Source organism: Paracoccus stylophorae (genome assembly GCF_028553765.1).
In the GTDB taxonomy this organism is placed as follows: Bacteria; Pseudomonadota; Alphaproteobacteria; order Rhodobacterales; family Rhodobacteraceae; genus Paracoccus; species Paracoccus stylophorae.
Window position 1 is genome coordinate 2,161,976 of record NZ_CP067134.1, and the last position, 16,383, is coordinate 2,178,358.

General features: G+C 65.5%; 18 protein-coding genes and 1 tRNA gene. 8 read left to right on the forward strand and 11 right to left on the reverse strand.

Annotated elements, in window-relative coordinates; genetic code table 11:
- Positions 1–8 precede the first annotated feature (8 nt).
- Positions 9–710 carry a M48 family metallopeptidase gene (locus JHW45_RS10570; RefSeq protein ID WP_272857663.1) on the reverse strand — a complete coding sequence of 234 codons (702 nt, stop codon included), beginning with the start codon at positions 708–710 and terminating at the stop codon, positions 9–11.
- A gap of 89 nt (positions 711–799) precedes the next feature.
- Here JHW45_RS10570 and JHW45_RS10575 point away from each other — a divergent pair, with 89 nt between their 5' ends.
- From JHW45_RS10575 to JHW45_RS10585, 3 genes are all read left to right on the forward strand, one after another.
- The gene (locus JHW45_RS10575; RefSeq protein WP_272857664.1) at positions 800–1,114 is read left to right on the forward strand and encodes a TIGR02300 family protein; all 315 of its coding nucleotides are present in this window, start codon (positions 800–802) and stop codon (positions 1,112–1,114) included.
- 195 nt (positions 1,115–1,309) lie between these two features.
- Positions 1,310–1,385 (forward strand) — tRNA-Ala (locus JHW45_RS10580).
- A gap of 523 nt (positions 1,386–1,908) precedes the next feature.
- Positions 1,909–2,996, forward strand: a protein-coding gene (locus JHW45_RS10585) for an IS3 family transposase (protein ID WP_272857665.1) whose coding sequence is annotated in 2 segments (ribosomal slippage) — positions 1,909–2,170 and positions 2,170–2,996 — 1,089 coding nt in all. Because the reading frame shifts where the segments join, the coding sequence is not laid out codon by codon here.
- A 79-nt stretch (positions 2,997–3,075) separates the two neighbouring features.
- On the opposite strand, the gene JHW45_RS10590 is transcribed toward JHW45_RS10585, so the two are convergent.
- The 3 genes from JHW45_RS10590 to JHW45_RS10600 form a co-directional block, all read right to left on the reverse strand.
- Entirely contained in the window at positions 3,076–4,383 is a 1,308-nt protein-coding gene (locus JHW45_RS10590) for a relaxase/mobilization nuclease domain-containing protein (protein ID WP_272857666.1), read from the reverse strand.
- Positions 4,380–4,802, reverse strand: a complete 423-nt coding sequence (locus tag JHW45_RS10595) for a hypothetical protein (protein WP_272857667.1) — start codon at positions 4,800–4,802, stop codon at positions 4,380–4,382. Before JHW45_RS10595 ends, JHW45_RS10590 begins: the two co-directional genes overlap by 4 nt.
- A gap of 131 nt (positions 4,803–4,933) precedes the next feature.
- On the reverse strand, positions 4,934–5,149 hold the full coding sequence (locus JHW45_RS10600) for a hypothetical protein (RefSeq protein WP_272857668.1): 216 nt from the start codon (positions 5,147–5,149) through the stop codon (positions 4,934–4,936).
- Between JHW45_RS10600 and JHW45_RS10605 the strand changes: the two genes are divergently transcribed.
- Complete coding sequence (locus JHW45_RS10605; protein WP_272857669.1) at positions 5,132–6,055, forward strand: hypothetical protein; 924 nt, start codon at positions 5,132–5,134, stop codon at positions 6,053–6,055. The genes JHW45_RS10600 and JHW45_RS10605 overlap by 18 nt on opposite strands.
- 39 nt (positions 6,056–6,094) lie before the next feature.
- On the opposite strand, the gene ispG is transcribed toward JHW45_RS10605, so the two are convergent.
- The 5 genes from ispG to JHW45_RS10630 all read right to left on the reverse strand — a co-directional run bounded on the left by ispG (position 6,095) and on the right by JHW45_RS10630 (position 9,887).
- On the reverse strand, positions 6,095–7,225 hold the full coding sequence (ispG, locus tag JHW45_RS10610; protein WP_272857670.1) for a flavodoxin-dependent (E)-4-hydroxy-3-methylbut-2-enyl-diphosphate synthase: 1,131 nt from the start codon (positions 7,223–7,225) through the stop codon (positions 6,095–6,097).
- Positions 7,226–7,303: 78 nt separating this feature from the next.
- Positions 7,304–7,969: a thiamine diphosphokinase gene (locus JHW45_RS10615; RefSeq protein ID WP_272857671.1), complete on the reverse strand. Its 666-nt coding sequence runs from the start codon at positions 7,967–7,969 to the stop codon at positions 7,304–7,306.
- Entirely contained in the window at positions 7,966–8,178 is a 213-nt protein-coding gene (locus JHW45_RS10620) for a DUF2842 domain-containing protein (protein WP_272857672.1), read from the reverse strand. The genes JHW45_RS10615 and JHW45_RS10620 overlap by 4 nt, the downstream gene beginning before the upstream one ends.
- 95 nt (positions 8,179–8,273) lie before the next feature.
- Positions 8,274–9,566 (reverse strand): adenylosuccinate synthase, encoded by a 1,293-nt coding sequence (locus tag JHW45_RS10625; protein ID WP_272857673.1) that lies wholly within the window; start codon positions 9,564–9,566, stop codon positions 8,274–8,276.
- Between the two features lie 102 nt (positions 9,567–9,668).
- Positions 9,669–9,887: a SlyX family protein gene (locus JHW45_RS10630; protein ID WP_272857674.1), complete on the reverse strand. Its 219-nt coding sequence runs from the start codon at positions 9,885–9,887 to the stop codon at positions 9,669–9,671.
- A 52-nt stretch (positions 9,888–9,939) separates the two neighbouring features.
- Between JHW45_RS10630 and hisS the strand changes: the two genes are divergently transcribed.
- The 4 genes from hisS (at position 9,940) to JHW45_RS10650 (ending at position 13,500) form a co-directional block, all read left to right on the forward strand.
- On the forward strand, positions 9,940–11,421 hold the full coding sequence (gene hisS / locus JHW45_RS10635) for a histidine--tRNA ligase (RefSeq protein ID WP_272857675.1): 1,482 nt from the start codon (positions 9,940–9,942) through the stop codon (positions 11,419–11,421).
- Positions 11,418–12,476 (forward strand): ATP phosphoribosyltransferase regulatory subunit, encoded by a 1,059-nt coding sequence (locus tag JHW45_RS10640; protein ID WP_272857676.1) that lies wholly within the window; start codon positions 11,418–11,420, stop codon positions 12,474–12,476. The genes hisS and JHW45_RS10640 overlap by 4 nt, the downstream gene beginning before the upstream one ends.
- Positions 12,473–13,153 (forward strand): ATP phosphoribosyltransferase, encoded by a 681-nt coding sequence (hisG, locus tag JHW45_RS10645; protein WP_272857677.1) that lies wholly within the window; start codon positions 12,473–12,475, stop codon positions 13,151–13,153. The genes JHW45_RS10640 and hisG overlap by 4 nt, the downstream gene beginning before the upstream one ends.
- 80 nt (positions 13,154–13,233) lie before the next feature.
- Positions 13,234–13,500, forward strand: coding sequence for a DUF2171 domain-containing protein (locus JHW45_RS10650; RefSeq protein ID WP_272857678.1), 267 nt, complete (start codon positions 13,234–13,236; stop codon positions 13,498–13,500).
- Positions 13,501–13,563: 63 nt separating this feature from the next.
- Here the strand turns inward: JHW45_RS10650 and ftsY are convergent, their stop codons facing one another.
- Together ftsY and pgi are read right to left on the reverse strand one after the other, a co-directional pair.
- A complete protein-coding gene (gene ftsY / locus JHW45_RS10655) occupies positions 13,564–14,625 on the reverse strand; it encodes a signal recognition particle-docking protein FtsY (protein WP_272857679.1) in 1,062 nt (353 codons plus the stop codon).
- 143 nt (positions 14,626–14,768) lie between these two features.
- The gene (gene pgi, locus JHW45_RS10660; RefSeq protein ID WP_272857680.1) at positions 14,769–16,379 is read right to left on the reverse strand and encodes a glucose-6-phosphate isomerase; all 1,611 of its coding nucleotides are present in this window, start codon (positions 16,377–16,379) and stop codon (positions 14,769–14,771) included.
- Between the last annotated feature and the right edge of the window lie 4 nt (positions 16,380–16,383).

Below are 16,383 nucleotides of genomic sequence, written 5' to 3' on the forward strand. Positions count from 1 at the left end.
GCGCAGCGTCAATCGCGGAATTTCCACGCCATCAGATCGCCGCCATGAAGGCGCAGCCAGGCGCGATGCGCGCCATAGCCGGGCATCAGATCCGCGACCGCCGCCCAGAACCGGGGCGAATGATCCATGTGCGCCAGATGCGCGACCTCGTGGGCGGCGACATAGTCCAGCACCTCGGGCGGGGCCATCGCCAGCCGCCACGAGAACATCAGCCGCCCCTGCGACGTGCAGCTGCCCCAACGCGACCGGGTGTCGCGCAGGCTGATGGCCCGAACGGGCCGCCCCAGCACGGCCGCATAGCTGTCGCAGGCCGGGCGCAGGCGGTCATGCGCCAGATGTTTCAGAAACGCCTGCACCACCGGCCCCGCCGGCCGGTTCCGGGGCAGCAGCAGATTTTCTCCTTCCAGCCGAGCGGTCCGCGTCGCCGCCTCGACCAGCAGGCGGGCGCGCCCCTCCACCGGCAGCAGCGCGCCGGGCTCGGCGCGCAGCGGGGCCGGACGGCGCGCGGTGGCCTGCAACAGCCAGTCGCGCCGGGATTCGGCAAAGGCCAGCCCGTCGGCCAGCACGGCCCAGGGCGGCAGGGTCAGAACCGCATCGCCGCCATCGCGCGGCACCCGCAGGATCATGCGACGCGCGCGCGCGGATCGCCGCAACGCGATGCTGAGCCCGCCGGTGATGATGATCCGTTCGTTCAACCGTTCTGCCCGCACGCCGCGTTCCGTCAGAAAAGCCTTTGACAGCCCCGCCAGCCTGTGGCACGGCGTCGGCAAATCCCTAATCGCGGCGGAAGGAGATTACCATGCCCAAAGAGGAATGGGGCACGAAACGCCTGTGCCCGCATTGCGCCACGCGCTTTTACGACCTGAACCAGAATCCGATGACCTGTCCGGCCTGCGGCAACCAGTTCACCGCCGAAAGCTTTGCCGACGGGCGCGGCAAGGCGATGGTTCCCGAAAAGACCGCGGCCAAGAAGACCGACGAGGCGGTCGAAGAGGACGACGATCTGGAAGACGAAGGCGGCGAACTGGACGACGATCTGCTGGAAGACGACGACGATGACGGCGACGTGTCGCTGGACGACATCGCCGACGTCGCGGATGACGACGACGACTGACACAAGATCCGCCTGCCACATCGCGACGCGGCCCCCTGCGGGGCCGCGTTTTTTGTGCGGGAACACCCGGCTTCGCGGCACCCGCGATCTGCGCCGAAACTTTCCCGACACACCCGATTTTCCGCTTGCACCCCGCCACCCCCGCCCCTATACGACGCCACGCAGCGATCGGAACCGATCGCGCAGACCTCCGGTGGGGCCATAGCTCAGTTGGTAGAGCGCTTGAATGGCATTCAAGAGGTCAGGGGTTCGACTCCCCTTGGCTCCACCATCCCGCTTTTTTGGGTTGAAATGTCCGCTAACACCTTGAATGGAAAGGTGAAATTAGCGGTTCGATTACCTTCATCACGGCTATACCGTAAGGGCTCTGCAAAGGCCAGTTTGAGCACTGTCCTCTTGAAGGCAAACTCACCTTTTTCATATAGATTCCAAGGGCTTGCCAGAAACCTCAAGGCGTGTTCGATAAACTCCTCCAGGCGTCCTCGCGGAGGAATAATTTCTTCGGCTTGCTCACGCAGCCTGATCTTTTGACGCTCCAATTTATCGATGCGTGCTTCATATGCCGTTATGACGGTAGGGCTTGAGGCATCGACGATCCGATCCAACAGAGCATCGGTCTGATCCTCAACATCCTGTATCTGGGCAGCCAGCGTCCTTTTCGCGCTGTAGGCTTCTGCTAGCTTCATATCCCAGACGTCGATGAACATCGCTCTGACCAGCTCGTGGTAATCCCCCCTGATTTTAAGGGGATGCGGAAGTAGAATTTTCTCGGCAGGATGAACGAGGAGATTCCGATGAAGAAGACACGATTCACAGAAGCCCAGATCATGGGTGTGCTGCGCCAGATGGAGGGCGGTGTGCCTGCCGCTGAGCTGTGCCGCGAGCATGGGATGAGCAGCGCCACGCTGTACAAGTGGCGGGCGAAGTATGGCGGCATGGACGCCAGTCTGATCAGCGAGATGAAGGCAATGACCGAGGAGAACCGGCGGCTGAAGCGGATGTTTGCAGATGTGAGCATGCAGAATGATCTTCTGAAGGAGGCCCTCGGAAAAAAATGAACCGGCCAGCTCAACGCCGAGAGTTGGCCGTGAAAGCGGTGGCGATAAAGGGTATCAGCATTGCTCTGGCCTGCCGGGCATTCGACGTCAGTGAGACATGCTACCGGTACAGCCCGAAATTGGACGAGGAGAACGAGCAGATCGACGACCTGCTGCTCGGTCTGACGATGGCAAAGAAGACTTGGGGCTTTGGCCTGTGCTTTCTGTATCTGCGCAACGTCCAGGGCCATGGCTGGAACCATAAACGGGTGTACAGGATCTACCGGGAACTGGAGCTGAACCTGCGGATCAAGCCACGCAAGCGCCTGAAACGGGAGAAGCCCGAGGAGTTGGCCGTGCCCGAGGCCCCGAACGAGGTCTGGTCGATGGACTTCATGGCCGACAGACTGGAGGATGGACGACAATTCCGGCTGTTGAACGTTCTGGACGACTTCAACCGTGAAGGACTGGGCATTGAGATCGACTTCTCACTGCCTGCGGAACGGGTTGTTCGGGCATTGAACCAGATTATTGAATGGCGCGGCGCACCTCGAACCATTCGAGTCGATAACGGCCCGGAATACCTCAGTGGCACCCTCACGGAATGGGCTGAGAACAGGGGCATTACCCTGGCCTATATCCAATCCGGCAAGCCCCAGCAGAACGCCTATGTCGAGCGCTACAACCGGACGGTCAGGCACGAATGGCTGGACTTGTACATTTTCGAAGGCATTGAAGAGGTACAGCAGATTGCTACCGAGTGGCTCTGGTCCTACAACAACGAACGCCCCAACATGGGCAACGGCGGGATGACCCCCGCCCAGAAACTGAGAGTCGCCGCGTAGATTCTACGACCAAGCCCCCGCAAAAATGGGGGGATTACCGTGATCCAATCAAAATCATTCACTATCCATCTCCTTTCTTTTATCGTTCAAATCCAAAATCACGGCCTCTATCGCGTCCGCGCGTGCGCTTTCGGCCCTCACGATCTGGCTCGCGGCGCTCGTGCGAGCGCTCGCTCAAACCCATCTCCTGATAGCGGACGATATCTTCGCGCAGCAGCAACAGATCGGCTTGCTGCCGTTCCCGTTGCTCACGGATTTCCTGTTGCAAGACATGCCGTTCGTCGAGCTGATCCGCGATCAGCGTATCACGCTCGTCGCGATCCCGCAGAAGCGCCGCCCAGGCATCACGCTCGTTCTGTTCCCTGATCTTGCTGTATTTGCCCGTGACACGCTGCCAGAGTCCAGAGAACCCGCGCTGCAACTTTGCTGCACGCGCGTTGGTTTCTGCTGTCCAGCGCTTTTCCTGATTTTCTTTTTGCGTCGCGCGTTCCTGACGGTGCCGTCCTGCCAGTTTGCTGCGGCGGAATTCGAGCGCTGTGCGGCCTTGCCTCGCTTCAAGTTCGGCCTGACGGATGAACCCCCTGACGCGATCCGTCATGCGCGCGGCAATCGTAGTCTTGGCCTGACCAACTGAGGGCAGTTCGGCGAGATCGCCGAGTCGGGCCGCAACATCTTTGGTCTTCACGCCTGCTTGCCGCGCCACGGCATAGACCTCACCGCGATAATCAACGGCAACAACGCCACGCCGATCACCACGCGCGAGCGTGAACCCGCGCTCTCTTAAGGCTTGAGCAAAGGAAACGCCTGAATCTGAGCGGCTCCAGGCCTTTTGGAAAAGCGCCTTGATCTGTTTCGGATCGAGGCCCGTGCGCCGCGCTTGTTGCCACTCTTCACGGGTAAATCTGAGCGGATCGCGCTCTTTCCAATCGCGCAGCCCCTTGGGCATTTCCCAACCATGGGCGCGGAACAGTTCACGCGACACGTCGCGCAAATGCAGCTTGTAGTGCGGCAGATTGATCGCCCGCATTCGACCCGCATCAATACGCGACCAGACAACATGCGCATGACGCCGCCCGTCTTTTTCATGGAAGACAATCGCGCGCGGCTGGTTTTCCAGGCCGAGCTTGCGTTCAACTTCGTTTGCCGCCGCTTCGAATTCTTCGACTGTCACCGCCGCATCCTGCGGCGGGTTAAGACTAATCGAGAATAGGTGGTTGGTGCAGCGCGTGCCTTCAGCAATAGCATCGGCCTCAAGAAACGCGCCGCGCAGATCATCACTAACGAAGCCGCGTACCTCATGCAGCTCGACATGATCGTTATCCCGCATGGTCAGCAGATACCGCGCAAGTTGCGCCCCGCCGCTGCGTTCTTTGGCCTTGATAATCACGGCTTCGGACCACGATTGCTATCGCGACCGAGTGCGCTAAGAATATCTTGCCTCATGGCAAGCACGGCTGCACAAGCTTTGCGCAGTTCCTCTTCGGTTTCTGGCGTCACAGGCAACGAGCCGGTGTTCACGGCCTTTGCGAGTTGGTTGAGATTGGCAGAAAGGCGCGAAGACCCGAGTGCGCCGAGCACACGCCCAAGGGCAACGTGGTCTTTCACCGGAAACTTGCCACGCGTCGTCCGAGGGGTCACATCCTCTCCGAACAGGCGTTCGCGAATGTATGCCCCTAAAGCTTGCCCCGCAGCATCATGTTCAAGGATGCCGCGCTCATCGAAGCTGAGCCGCAGCGAAAATGGCGTATGGTGTTTTTCAATTTTCTTGTTGGCTAAGATATTGAAATCATTTGTGGGTTTTTTCATCGTCACGCTCCCGACCGTCAAGGTCTAGTTGCGCGAGATGGCATTCCCAACTCTGAAGGACTTCAAACAGGAGGTTCGATTCCTCTCCCGTCAGGTCCACCAGTATTGCCCTTCAAGGTTGAAATTACCCGCTACGCCTTGAGGGCCATTTCAGCGATTCGACTCCCTGTTTTTCTGCATTCGAAATCGGGCTTGGAAAACGTCCCGCCTTCGGCCCCGCCACATCGACATCCCGCCACGATCCGCCCCCCAGTCTGGACATGGCCGGCGGAGGATGTCATCAGGCGCGTCACATCGACAGATACCACCGTGCGGCCCAGGGCAAGACGATGCGGATCATATTTCATCTTGGTTCCTACAAGACCGGCACGACCAGCTTTCAGAACATGGTCTTCGAGAATCGCGATCTGCTGTCGGATCAGGGCGTGCTCTATCCCCGAACCGGGTTGACGAACGAAAAGGATCTGGGCCACCGGCACACCTCGCTGATCTGGGGGTATCTGTCCGGCAAGGCGGATGCCTGCCCCGATGCGCTGCTGGAGGAGTTGCGCGGATCGCACGCGCACACCGCGATCCTGTCGTCCGAGGCCTGGGCGCATCCGGGCCATCTGTCGCATCTGATCCGGCTGGTCACGCGGCTGGAGGATCACGGCTTTTCCGACCATGCAGCGATGCTGGTGCTGCGCAACCTGCCCGATTATCAGGTCAGCCATTACCGGGAATTCACGGTCAACCGCAACAATACAGGGCCCTATGCCGATTATGTCCGCAAACGTCCGAACCTGTTCGACTATCTTCTGCTGACGCAGTCCTTTCGAGCGATGTTCGGCCCGCGCCTGTCCGTCATCCCCTATACGGATGGCGCGGACATGACGGGCAGGCTGTTCCAGCGGATGGGTCTGGGGGCGCTGCACGACCGGATGGAAAACGTGGCGCGCGCAAATACGAAGCCGTTCGGCCCGCTGGAGATCGAGGCGATCCGCTGCGCGAAAGAGCTGAAAAAGCCTCAGGCGGACGGGCTGGCCGCGCTGTCTTCCCTGCTGGCAGAAGATGACACGCTGCGCGAGGCGACCTGGACCGAGCGTTTCGCGGACCACGTTCCCGCCCTGCCCGCCGCCTACCGGCAACGATTTCAGGACGCCGCCTGCTGGAGCACCGCCGAGGCCGAGGCGATCTTTCGCGAAGACGGCATCGAAGGACGCAACGTGGCCGGGATCACCGCCGCGCTGATGGACCGGCTGCGCGCGATGTAGGGGCCGACGGCGTCTGCGGTCCGCGGACGGCGGTCGCGCCTATTCGGCGGCGGTCCGGTCTGCGGACTGCGATTCCAGCTTTGCGGCGCGTTCCTCGACCAGTTCGACGATATGGTCGATCATCCGGTCGTTCGACAGCTTGTGGCTTTGGCGGCCGGCCAGATAGACCATGCCGCTGCCCGCGCCGCCACCGGTGAAGCCCAGATCGGTCATCAGCGCCTCGCCCGGCCCGTTCACCACGCAACCGATGATCGACAGGCTCATCGGCGTCTTGATGTGTTCCAGACGCTTTTCCAGCGCCTCGACCGTCTTGATCACGTCAAAGCCCTGCCGCGCGCAGGACGGGCACGAGATGATCTGGACGCCGCGCGTGCGCAGGCCCAGGGATTTCAGGATCTCGAAGCCGACCTTCACCTCTTCGACCGGATCGGCGGACAGGCTGACGCGGATCGTGTCGCCGATCCCCGCCCACAGCAAATTGCCCAGCCCGACGGCGGATTTCACCGTGCCGCCGACGAACCCGCCGGCCTCGGTGATGCCCAGATGGATCGGCGCATCCGTCGCCTCGGCCAGCTGCTGATAGGCGGCGGCGGCCAGGAACACGTCGCTGGCTTTCACGCTGATCTTGAATTCGTGGAAATCGTTGTCTTGCAGGATCCTTATATGGTCCAGCCCGCTTTCCACCATCGCATCCGGGCAAGGCTCGCCGTATTTCTCCAGCAGATGCTTTTCCAGCGACCCCGCGTTGACGCCGATGCGGATCGAGCAGCCGTGGTCGCGCGCCGCCCGGATCACCTCGCGCACGCGGTCGGGGCTGCCGATATTGCCCGGATTGATGCGCAGGCAGGCCGCGCCCGCCGCGGCCGCCTCGATGGCGCGCTTGTAGTGGAAATGGATGTCGGCCACGATCGGCACCGGGCTTTCGCGGCAGATCTCGCGCAGCGCCCGCGTGGTGTCCTGATCGGGGGCCGAGATACGCACGATGTCGGCGCCGGCATCGGCGGCGCGGATCACCTGATCCAGCGTCGCGCGGACGTCGCGGCCATCGGTGTTGGTCATGGTCTGGACGCTGATCGGCGCATCGCCCCCGACGGGGACGCGGCCGACCATGATCTGGCGGGATTTCCGCCGCTCGATATTGCGCCAGGGGCGGATCGGGTTCAGCGACATGCGGGCCTCCGGGGTTCGTGTCCCAGATAAGCCATCGCGCCGGTCGCGGCAACCGGTGCACGCAGCCGTGATCGCGGCTCAGCCGCGCGGCAGGCGCAGCGCCGTCATCACCGTCGCCAGCGCGTCGCGCGGCAGCATGACCAGCATCCTGCCCTCGATCTTCAGCGTCACCAGGCCCCTGGCCATGTTCGAGGTGCCGACCCGCGTGCCCGGCGCGAATTCGATCCCCTCGATCGGCCATTCCAGCCCGGTGCTGGTGCCGCGTGCCGGCCCCATCGGATACAGCGATACCCGCGTGCCGGGCATCAGCGGCAGGGTCACGCGCGGCGGCGCCAGAAACACGATGTCGTCGCTGGCCAGCAGGATCACCGGCGGGCGGGTGACGGTGGCCATCGCGGTCAGCGCGGCCAGCGTGTGATCAAGCCGCCGTCCGGCAAAGCCCACCGCCATCACGAAGGGCGCGGCGATCCGGGTCAGGCATTTGGTGAAATCGGTGCTGTCCTGTTCGGCGACATGGGCGACGCGCTGCGCCGGGATGGCCTTGCGGGCCGCGGCGCTGATGCTGTCCAGATCGCCGATCACCCAATCCGGCGGATGACCCAGGGCAAGGGCGCGGTCCGCGCCGCCATCGGCCGCCACCAGCGTCGGCGCGACCGACAGCGACTGGGCCAGATCGGCGGGCCGCACCGCGCCGCCGCCGATGACGGTGACGCCGCGATCCGAGATCACCAGCGGCGGGATCATTCGTTCCGGCCGATCCCGGTGAAGATGCGGCGCAGCGGCACCACCCAGACCAGCCCCAGCACGACATAGACCGCAATTTCGATCCAGATCGGCTGGCGGCCCCAACGCGTGTCCATCCAGTTCACGAGCGTGACCGCCACGATGATATAGGCCGGCAGCCCCAGAACCAGGATCAGCAGGGACAATCGCTTGCGGGTCTTCAGATCCATCACGCCCTCCTTGCCCGCCACGGGGCCTTCATTCCTCCGCACGCGTCACGCGGATCGTCCGCACGACAGCCCGGCACCCTGCCGCGCGGATGCGGTCAGTCCGCGAACGGGTCGGTCACCAGGATCGTATCGTCGCGTTCGGGGCTGGTCGACAGCAGCGCGACGGGACACTGGATCAGTTCCTCGACGCGGCGGACATATTTGATCGCCGCCGCCGGCAGATCCGCCCAGCTTCGCGCCCCTTCGGTCGATTCCTGCCAGCCCTGCATCTCTTCATAGACCGGGGTGACGCGGTCCTGCAGCGCGGCGGCGGTCGGCAGATAGTCGTAATGCCGCCCGTCGATCTCATAGCCGACGCAGATCTTCAGCGTCTCGAACCCGTCCAGCACGTCCAGCTTGGTCAGCGCGATGCCGTTCACGCCGCTGATCGCGCAGGTCTGGCGCACCAGCACCGCGTCGAACCAGCCGCAGCGGCGCTTGCGCCCGGTGACGGTGCCGAATTCGCGCCCGCGTTCGCCAAGGCGCTGACCGTCGCTGTCATGCAGTTCGGTCGGAAACGGCCCCTCGCCCACGCGGGTCGTATAGGCCTTGACGATGCCCAGCACGAAATCGATCGCGCCCGGCCCCATGCCGGTCCCCGATGCCGCCATCCCCGACATGGTGGTGGACGAGGTGACATAGGGATAGGTGCCGAAATCGATGTCCAGCAACGATCCCTGCGCACCCTCGAACAGGATGCGCTTGCCCGATTTCCGCGCCTCGGCCATGATCTTCCAGACCGGCTGCGCATAGGGCAGCAGCCGGGGCGCGACCTCCAGCAGCATGGCCTTCAACTCGGCCCGGTCGATGGGCGTCGCGCCCAGCCCCTGCCGCAGCGCGTCGTGATGGGCCAGCAGCCGGTCCAGCCGCGCGTCCAGCGTTTCCTCGTCGCCCAGATCGGCGACGCGGATCGTCCGCCGGCCCACCTTGTCCTCATAGGCCGGGCCGATGCCGCGGCCGGTGGTGCCGATCCTGGCCTTGCCGGCAGCCTCTTCGCGCAGCTTGTCCAGATCCTGGTGCAGCGGCAGGATCAGGGGCGTGTTCTCGGCGATCATCAGATTGCCGGGCGAGATGTCGACCCCCTGCCCGTTCAGCCGCTCGATCTCGGCGAACAGGGACCACGGGTCCAGCACCACACCGTTGCCGATCACAGCTAGCTTGCCCTTGCGCACGATGCCCGAGGGCAGCAGCGACAGCTTGAAGACCGTGCCGCCGATGACCAGCGTGTGACCGGCATTGTGGCCGCCCTGAAACCGCGCGATCACGTCGGCGCGCTCGCTGAGCCAGTCGACGATCTTGCCCTTGCCCTCGTCGCCCCACTGCGCGCCGACAACCACCACATTGGCCATGAGCCGGTCCCTTCCTTGCCCGAAAATTGTCCGGCATTTCGTCTAGCGCATGGGGCGGTCAGGGAAAAGCCGCGATTTGGCCGACACGCGCCCCCTTGCCGCCTACCAGTGCGGCGGGCGCTGATCGGCCAGGGGGATCGTGCCGCCCTGATCCAGTTCCGTCTGCGCGGCGCTGCGCAGCAGCAACGCGACGCGGCGCGACAGGCTGGCGATCTCGGCGTCCTGGCGGGCGATCACCTCGCTCAGCTCGTCAGTGGCGCGGGTCTGGTGGGCCAGCGCCTCTTCCAGACGCGCGATGCGCCGGTCCATGTCCTTGTCCATACCGCCCCCTTCCGCTACAGCAGCCACGGCTTGCTCTGTAAGGCACAGGACCATGGCGAAAGACAAGAAAAAGCAACCGCGCCCCAAGGCCGAGACGCCCAAGGGGTTCCGCGACTATTTCGGCGCCGACGTGACCGAACGCAAGACGATGCTGGACCGGATCGCGGCCATCTATCATCGCCACGGCTTCGATCCGCTGGAAACCAGCGCCGTCGAGACGGTCGAGGCGTTGGGCAAGTTCCTGCCCGATGTGGACCGCCCGAACGCCGGCGTCTTCGCATGGCAGGAAGAGGCGGTTCCGGGCGGCGGGTCCGGCGACTGGCTGGCGCTGCGATACGACCTGACGGCACCGCTGGCGCGGGTGGCGGCGCAGTTCCGCAACGATCTGCCGACGCCCTATCGCCGCTATGCGATGGGGCCGGTCTGGCGCAACGAAAAGCCGGGTCCGGGCCGGTTCCGGCAATTCTATCAATGCGACGCCGATACGGTCGGCGCGGCCTCGGTCGCGGCGGATGCCGAGATCTGCGCCATGCTGGCCGACGCGCTTGAGGCGGTGGGGATCGCGCGCGGCGACTACATCGTGCGGATCAACAACCGCAAGGTGCTGAACGGGGTGATGGAGGCCGCGCAGGTCGGCGCCGATCGGGCCGAGGACGTGCTGCGCCAGATCGACAAGTTCGACAAGGTGGGACGCGACGGCGTGCTGGCCCTGCTGACCCAGGGGCGCAAGGACGACAGCGGCGCGTTCATCGACGGCGTGGGTCTGACCCCCGCGCAGGCCGCGCCGGTTCTGGCCTTCCTGACCTCGAAAGGCGACAGCAACGCCGCCACGCTGGACAATCTGCGCGCGGCGGTCGGCGCGTCGGCCATCGGGGCCGAGGGCGTGGACGAGCTGGCCGACATCGCCGCCCTGCTGGACGCGATGGGCGTCGGCGCCGACCGCGCCGTCATCGACCCGTCGGTGGTGCGCGGCCTTGGCTATTACACCGGGCCGGTGTTCGAGGCCGAACTGACCTTCGAGATCCTCGACGACAAGGGCCGCAAGCGGCAATTCGGGTCGGTCGCGGGCGGCGGGCGCTATGACGGGCTGGTCGAACGCTTTACCGGACAGAAGGTGCCGGCCACCGGCGTCAGCATCGGCGTGGACCGGCTGCTGGCCGCCCTGCGCGCCAAGGGAATTGCCGGGGCCGAGGCGCGCGGCCCGGTCGTGGTGACGGTGATGGACCGCGACCGCATGTCCGATTATCAGGCGATTGCGGCCGATCTGCGCGCCGCCGGCATCCGGGCCGAGGTCTATCTGGGCAACCCGAAGAATTTCGGCAACCAGTTGAAATACGCCGACAAGCGCGGCGCGCCGGTGGCGATCATCCAGGGCGCGGACGAGGCCGAACGCGGCGTTCTGCAGGTCAAGGACCTGATCCTTGGCGCAAAAATCGCCGAACACGCCAGTCACGAGGAATGGAAATCCCAGCCCGCCCAGACCGAGGTGGCGCGCGCCGATCTGGTCGCCGAAGTCCAGCGCATCCTGCAATGACCTCAAAGCGCGACAAGCAGCAGATCGGCCAGCGCCTTCTGGCCGCCTTTCGCGACGCAGGCGCGGTCGAGATCGCGCCCGATATCCTGCTGCCCGCCGAAACCCTGCTGGACCTGTATGGCGAGGATATCCGCGCCCGCGCCTATGTCACCCAGGACCCGGTCCGGGCCGAAATGATGCTGCGCCCCGATTTCACCGTGCCCGTCGTGCAGGCGCATATGGAAAACGGGGCCGAGCCTGCCCGCTATTGCTATCTGGGCGAGGTCTTCCGCAAACAGGATACGGCCCAGCCTTCCCCGGACAATCCGCGCGACAACGAATATCTGCAATGCGGGTTCGAGCTGTTCAGCCGCCATCCGGGTGCCGATGCCGAGGTGTTCGCGCTGTTTCACCGGCTGCTGTCCCCGCATCGCCTGTCGGCCGAGACCGGCGATATGGGGCTGGTGCTGGACGCCGTGCGGGGCCTGCCGCTCAGCGTGGCGCGGCGCGATGCGCTGCTGCATCACGTCTGGCGGCCGCGGCGGTTTCAGCGCCTGCTGGCCCGGTTCTCGGCCCCGCCCGCGCCGCGCGATTTCGACGATCCGGATGTGCCGTGGACCGGATTGCGCACCCCGGACGAGATGAACGCGCGGATCGCGCGACTGCGCGCGGACGCGGCGCAGCCGCCGCTGCCGGCGGTGTGGACGGACAGGCTGCGGCGGCTGCTGACCCTGCGCGCCCCGGCGCCCGAGGCGATCGCGGTGCTGCACGGGCTGGCCGCTGACATGCCCGCCATCGCCGACGCCACCCGCCGGATCGAGGCGCGGTTCGACGCCATCGCGGCGTTAGGGATCGACCCCGCCGATGTCCTTTTCGACGCGGCGCATGGCCGGACGACGATGGAATATTACGACGGTTTCACCTTCAGCTTCCTTGCCCCGCATGACGGCTGGCCGGCCGTGGCATCGGGCGGACGCTATGACGCGCTGACCCGCGTTCTGGGCAAGGGCCGCGCGATTCCCGCCATCGGCGGGATCATCCGCCCCGGCCTTATCGCCGAGATGGAGGCCGCATGATCCGGTTGGGCGTGCCCTCGAAGGGGCGGTTGATGGAACAAAGCTTCGACTGGTTCGCGGATCGCGGGGTCCGGCTGTCGCGCGCCGGGTCCGACCGCGAATATGCCGGCCGTGTCGATGGCGCGCCGGGCGTCACGCTGATCCTGCTGTCGGCGGGCGAGATCCCGCGCGAACTGGCCGCCGGCCGGATCGAGATGGGCGTGACCGGCACCGATCTGGTGCGCGAAAAGCTGCCCTTCTGGCGCAATCTGGTCACCGAGATCGCGCCGATGGGGTTCGGCCACGCCGATCTGGTCCTGGCCGTGCCCGCCTGCTGGCGCGACTGCCAGACGCTGGACGACCTGACCTCGATCGCCCGCGATTTCCGCGCCGCCCACGGGTTCCGCCTGCGCATCGCGACCAAGTATCACCGGCTGGTGCGGGCCTGGCTGGCCGAACACGAGGTGGCCGATTACCAGCTTGTCGACAGTCAGGGCGCGACCGAAGGCACGGTCGCCAACCAGTCCGCCGAGGCGATTGCCGACATCACAAGCTCGGGCGAGACGCTGAGGGCCAATCACCTCAAGATCCTGCCCGACGGGCTGATCCACGCCAGCCAGGCCACGCTGCTGGCCGCGCGCGCGGCGGCCGACACGCCCGAATTGCAGGCGTTCTGCCGCAGGCTGGGCGTCGGCTGACGCGAGCATGAACCCATTCCCGTCCTGCCGCGTTTGTCCCGCAAGGGCGCACCGGCGCCCGCAACAGAATCGAGGAAATCATGGTCGAAGCGAATGACATCAAGGAACACATGGAAGTCGTCGGCGCGGACGGCGTGCATGTCGGCAAGGTCGATCACATGGACGGCGACCGCGTGAAGCTGACGCGCAAGGACAAGGACCACGGCCAGGACCGCGACCACCACCATTACCTGCCGCTGGCCAATATCGCATCGGTCGATGGCGGCAAGCTGTGGCTGTCGGCGGATGCGGCGAATGCAGCCCAGCTGCTGCAGGAAAAGGACGGATCGCCCGTCGAAGGGCTCTGATCCCGACAGGGCGCCCGGCGGGCGCCCTTTTTTTTTCCGTGCGCAAGTCAGATGGCGCGCGGCTCAGATGCCGACCAGCGCGCGCGCGAATTCATCGGCATCGAAGGCGTCCAGATCGTCGATCTGCTCGCCCACGCCGATGGCGTGGATCGGCAGGCCGAACCGGTCGGCCAGCGCGACCAGCACCCCGCCGCGCGCCGTGCCGTCCAGCTTGGTCATGACCAGACCCGAGACGTCGGCCAGCCTGCGGAACGTCTCGACCTGGTTCAGCGCGTTCTGCCCGGTCGTCGCATCCAGCACCAGCAGCGTATTGTGCGGCGCGGTCGGGTCCTTCTTGCGGATGACGCGCACGATCTTGGCCAGCTCCTCCATCAGGTCCTGCCGGTTCTGCAACCGCCCTGCCGTGTCGATCAGCAGCAGATCGGCGCCCTCGGCCTCGGCCCGGGTCATCGCATCGAACGCCAGGCTGGCGGGATCGGAGCCTTGTGCGGCGACCATCACCGGTACGCCGGCGCGCTGGCCCCAGACCTGCAACTGTTCGACGGCCGCGGCGCGGAACGTATCGCCGGCCGCGATCACCACCTTCTTTCCGGCCGCCTTGAACTGGCTGGCCAGCTTGCCGATGGTGGTGGTCTTGCCCGATCCGTTCACGCCGACCACCAGCACCACCTGCGGCGTCCTGGGATACAGCGGCAGGGGCCGGGCCACCGGGGCCATGATCCGCGCGATCTCGGCGGCCAGCAGCTGTTTCAGTTCGGTCGACGACACGCGCCGTCCCATGCGCCCCTCGGCGATGTTGGCGGTCACGCGCAGCGCGGTCTCGACGCCCAGATCGGTCTGGACCAGCATGTCCTCAAGCTCTTCCAGCATGGCGTCGTCCAGCGCCCGGCGCGGCTCGTCCGCCTTTGCCTCGCCGCGCCCGAGGATGCGGCCCATCAGGCCCGGCGACGGCCGCGCCGCAGGCGGGCTGGCCGCAGGAATGCCGGCTGCGGCGGACGATGGCGTGTCCGCCTCGGGCGCGGTGTTCGTATCGGGCGCGCTGTCGGCGACGATTCCGTCCAGCCCCTCGCCGATCTTCGAGGAAGACCGTGTCAGCCGCTCGCGCAGTTTCGTGAAAAACGACATGTCCGCATCCTTTCGTCGCCGCGAACCTAGCCGCTCTGCCCCACAAGGAAAAGGCGCGGCGCGTTCCGCCTCGCCCTCTTTCCAAATACCTTCGGGGGAATCTCCGCAGGAGATGGGGGCAGACAGCCCCCTGCCGCCCCTGCCTATCCGCGCATCGCCCGGAACAGGCTTGCCAGATGCCGCGTCGAGGGATCGTGGCCGGGCGATTCCCCGCCCGTCAGCAGCGGTTCGACCTTCAGGGCCAGTTCCTTGCCCAGTTCGACCCCCCATTGATCGAAGCTGTTGATCCCCAGAATCGCGCCCTCGACAAAGACCCGGTGTTCATACAGCGCGACGATCCGACCCAGGGTGCGGGGCGTCAGTTGCGGCATCAGCAGCGTGGTCGAGGGGCGGTTGCCCGGAAACACCCGGTGCCGCGCCTGACGTTCCAGTTCCGCCCCCGCGAACCCCTTGCCCCGCATCAACTCCCGCGCCTCCTCGACCGAGCGTCCGCGCATCAGCGCCTCGGACTGGGCCAGGCAGTTCGCGGCCAGAAGGATGTGGTGATGGGACAACCCATCCTCATGCCCCCGCGCGGCCAGGATGAATTCGCACGGCACCGGCATCGTGCCCTGATGGAGCAGCTGATAGAAGGCGTGCTGCCCGTTGGTCCCCGGCTCGCCCCAGACGACCGGACCCGACGGCATGTCCAGATCGCTGCCATCCATCGCCACGCGCTTGCCGTTCGATTCCATCTCAAGCTGTTGCAGATAGGCCGGCAGCCGGATCAGCCGGTTGTCATAGGGCAGCACGGCGCGGGTCGGATAGCCGCAGATCTGGTGATGCCAGATGCCGGTCAGCGCCAGCAGCACCGGCAGGTTTCCGGCCAGATCCGCATTGCGGAAATGGCGGTCCATGGCCGCGCCGCCCGACAGGAAGGCGTCGAAATCCTCGGGCCCGATGGCCAGCATCAGCGACAGCCCGATCGGCCCCCACACGGAATAGCGTCCGCCGACCCAATCCTCGAAGCCGAAGACACGGGACGAATCGATACCGAACTCCGCCGTCAGTTCCACCGCCGAGGACAGCGCCGCGAACTGCGCCGCTGGCTGCGACACGGTTTTCGCCATCCAGCCGCGGGCGGTGCGCGCGTTGGTCATCGTCTCGATGGTGGTGAAGGTCTTCGATGCCACGATCACCAGCGTCGTGGCCGGGTCCAGATCCGCCAGCGTGTCGGCGATGTCGGCGCCGTCCACATTGCTGACGAAATGCGTGCGCGGCCCGTCATGGTAAGGGGCCAGCGCCAGCGTCGCCATCAGCGGCCCCAGATCCGACCCGCCGATGCCGATATTGACCACATCGGTGATGGGCCCGCCCTGCCCGCGGAACGCGCCCGTCCGCACGTCGCGCGCAAAGCCCGTCATCCGCGCATGGGTCTCGCGCACGCCCTCCATCACGTCCCGCCCGTCCACCTCGACGCGGCCCGACAGGTTCCGCAACGCGGTGTGCAGGACGGCGCGATCCTCGGTCTCGTTGATCTTTTGGCCCGCAAACATAGCGTCGCGGCGATCCTCGATGCCGGCCGCCCGCGCCAGATCCAGCAGCAGGTCGCGGGCGGCGGCGTCGATCGTGGTCTTGGAATAGTCGAAAACCAGATCGTCGGCCTCGGCGCAGAAATCGCGCGCGCGGGCCGGATCGGCGTCGAACAAGGCCTCGATCCGCGTGTCGCCTTGCGCCGTGCGATGCATCTTCAGGTCGGCCCAGATGCCCTTCATCGCC

Bases quoted from the DNA above. Each gene is read 5' to 3' on its own strand.
- JHW45_RS10620 (WP_272857672.1), bottom strand. From the start codon at position 8,178: ATGGATCTGAAGACCCGCAAGCGATTGTCCCTGCTGATCCTGGTTCTG.
- ispG (WP_272857670.1), bottom strand. From the start codon at position 7,225: ATGTCGCTGAACCCGATCCGCCCCTGGCGCAATATCGAGCGGCGGAAA.
- pgi (WP_272857680.1), bottom strand. From the start codon at position 16,379: ATGAAGGGCATCTGGGCCGACCTGAAGATGCATCGCACGGCGCAAGGC.
- JHW45_RS10575 (WP_272857664.1), top strand. From the start codon at position 800: ATGCCCAAAGAGGAATGGGGCACGAAACGCCTGTGCCCGCATTGCGCC.
- JHW45_RS10600 (WP_272857668.1), bottom strand. From the start codon at position 5,149: ATGAAATATGATCCGCATCGTCTTGCCCTGGGCCGCACGGTGGTATCT.
- hisS (WP_272857675.1), top strand. From the start codon at position 9,940: ATGGCGAAAGACAAGAAAAAGCAACCGCGCCCCAAGGCCGAGACGCCC.
- ftsY (WP_272857679.1), bottom strand. From the start codon at position 14,625: ATGTCGTTTTTCACGAAACTGCGCGAGCGGCTGACACGGTCTTCCTCG.
- JHW45_RS10605 (WP_272857669.1), top strand. From the start codon at position 5,132: ATGCGGATCATATTTCATCTTGGTTCCTACAAGACCGGCACGACCAGC.
- JHW45_RS10650 (WP_272857678.1), top strand. From the start codon at position 13,234: ATGGTCGAAGCGAATGACATCAAGGAACACATGGAAGTCGTCGGCGCG.
- JHW45_RS10640 (WP_272857676.1), top strand. From the start codon at position 11,418: ATGACCTCAAAGCGCGACAAGCAGCAGATCGGCCAGCGCCTTCTGGCC.
- JHW45_RS10615 (WP_272857671.1), bottom strand. From the start codon at position 7,969: ATGATCCCGCCGCTGGTGATCTCGGATCGCGGCGTCACCGTCATCGGC.
- JHW45_RS10595 (WP_272857667.1), bottom strand. From the start codon at position 4,802: ATGAAAAAACCCACAAATGATTTCAATATCTTAGCCAACAAGAAAATT.
- JHW45_RS10630 (WP_272857674.1), bottom strand. From the start codon at position 9,887: ATGGACAAGGACATGGACCGGCGCATCGCGCGTCTGGAAGAGGCGCTG.
- JHW45_RS10625 (WP_272857673.1), bottom strand. From the start codon at position 9,566: ATGGCCAATGTGGTGGTTGTCGGCGCGCAGTGGGGCGACGAGGGCAAG.
- hisG (WP_272857677.1), top strand. From the start codon at position 12,473: ATGATCCGGTTGGGCGTGCCCTCGAAGGGGCGGTTGATGGAACAAAGC.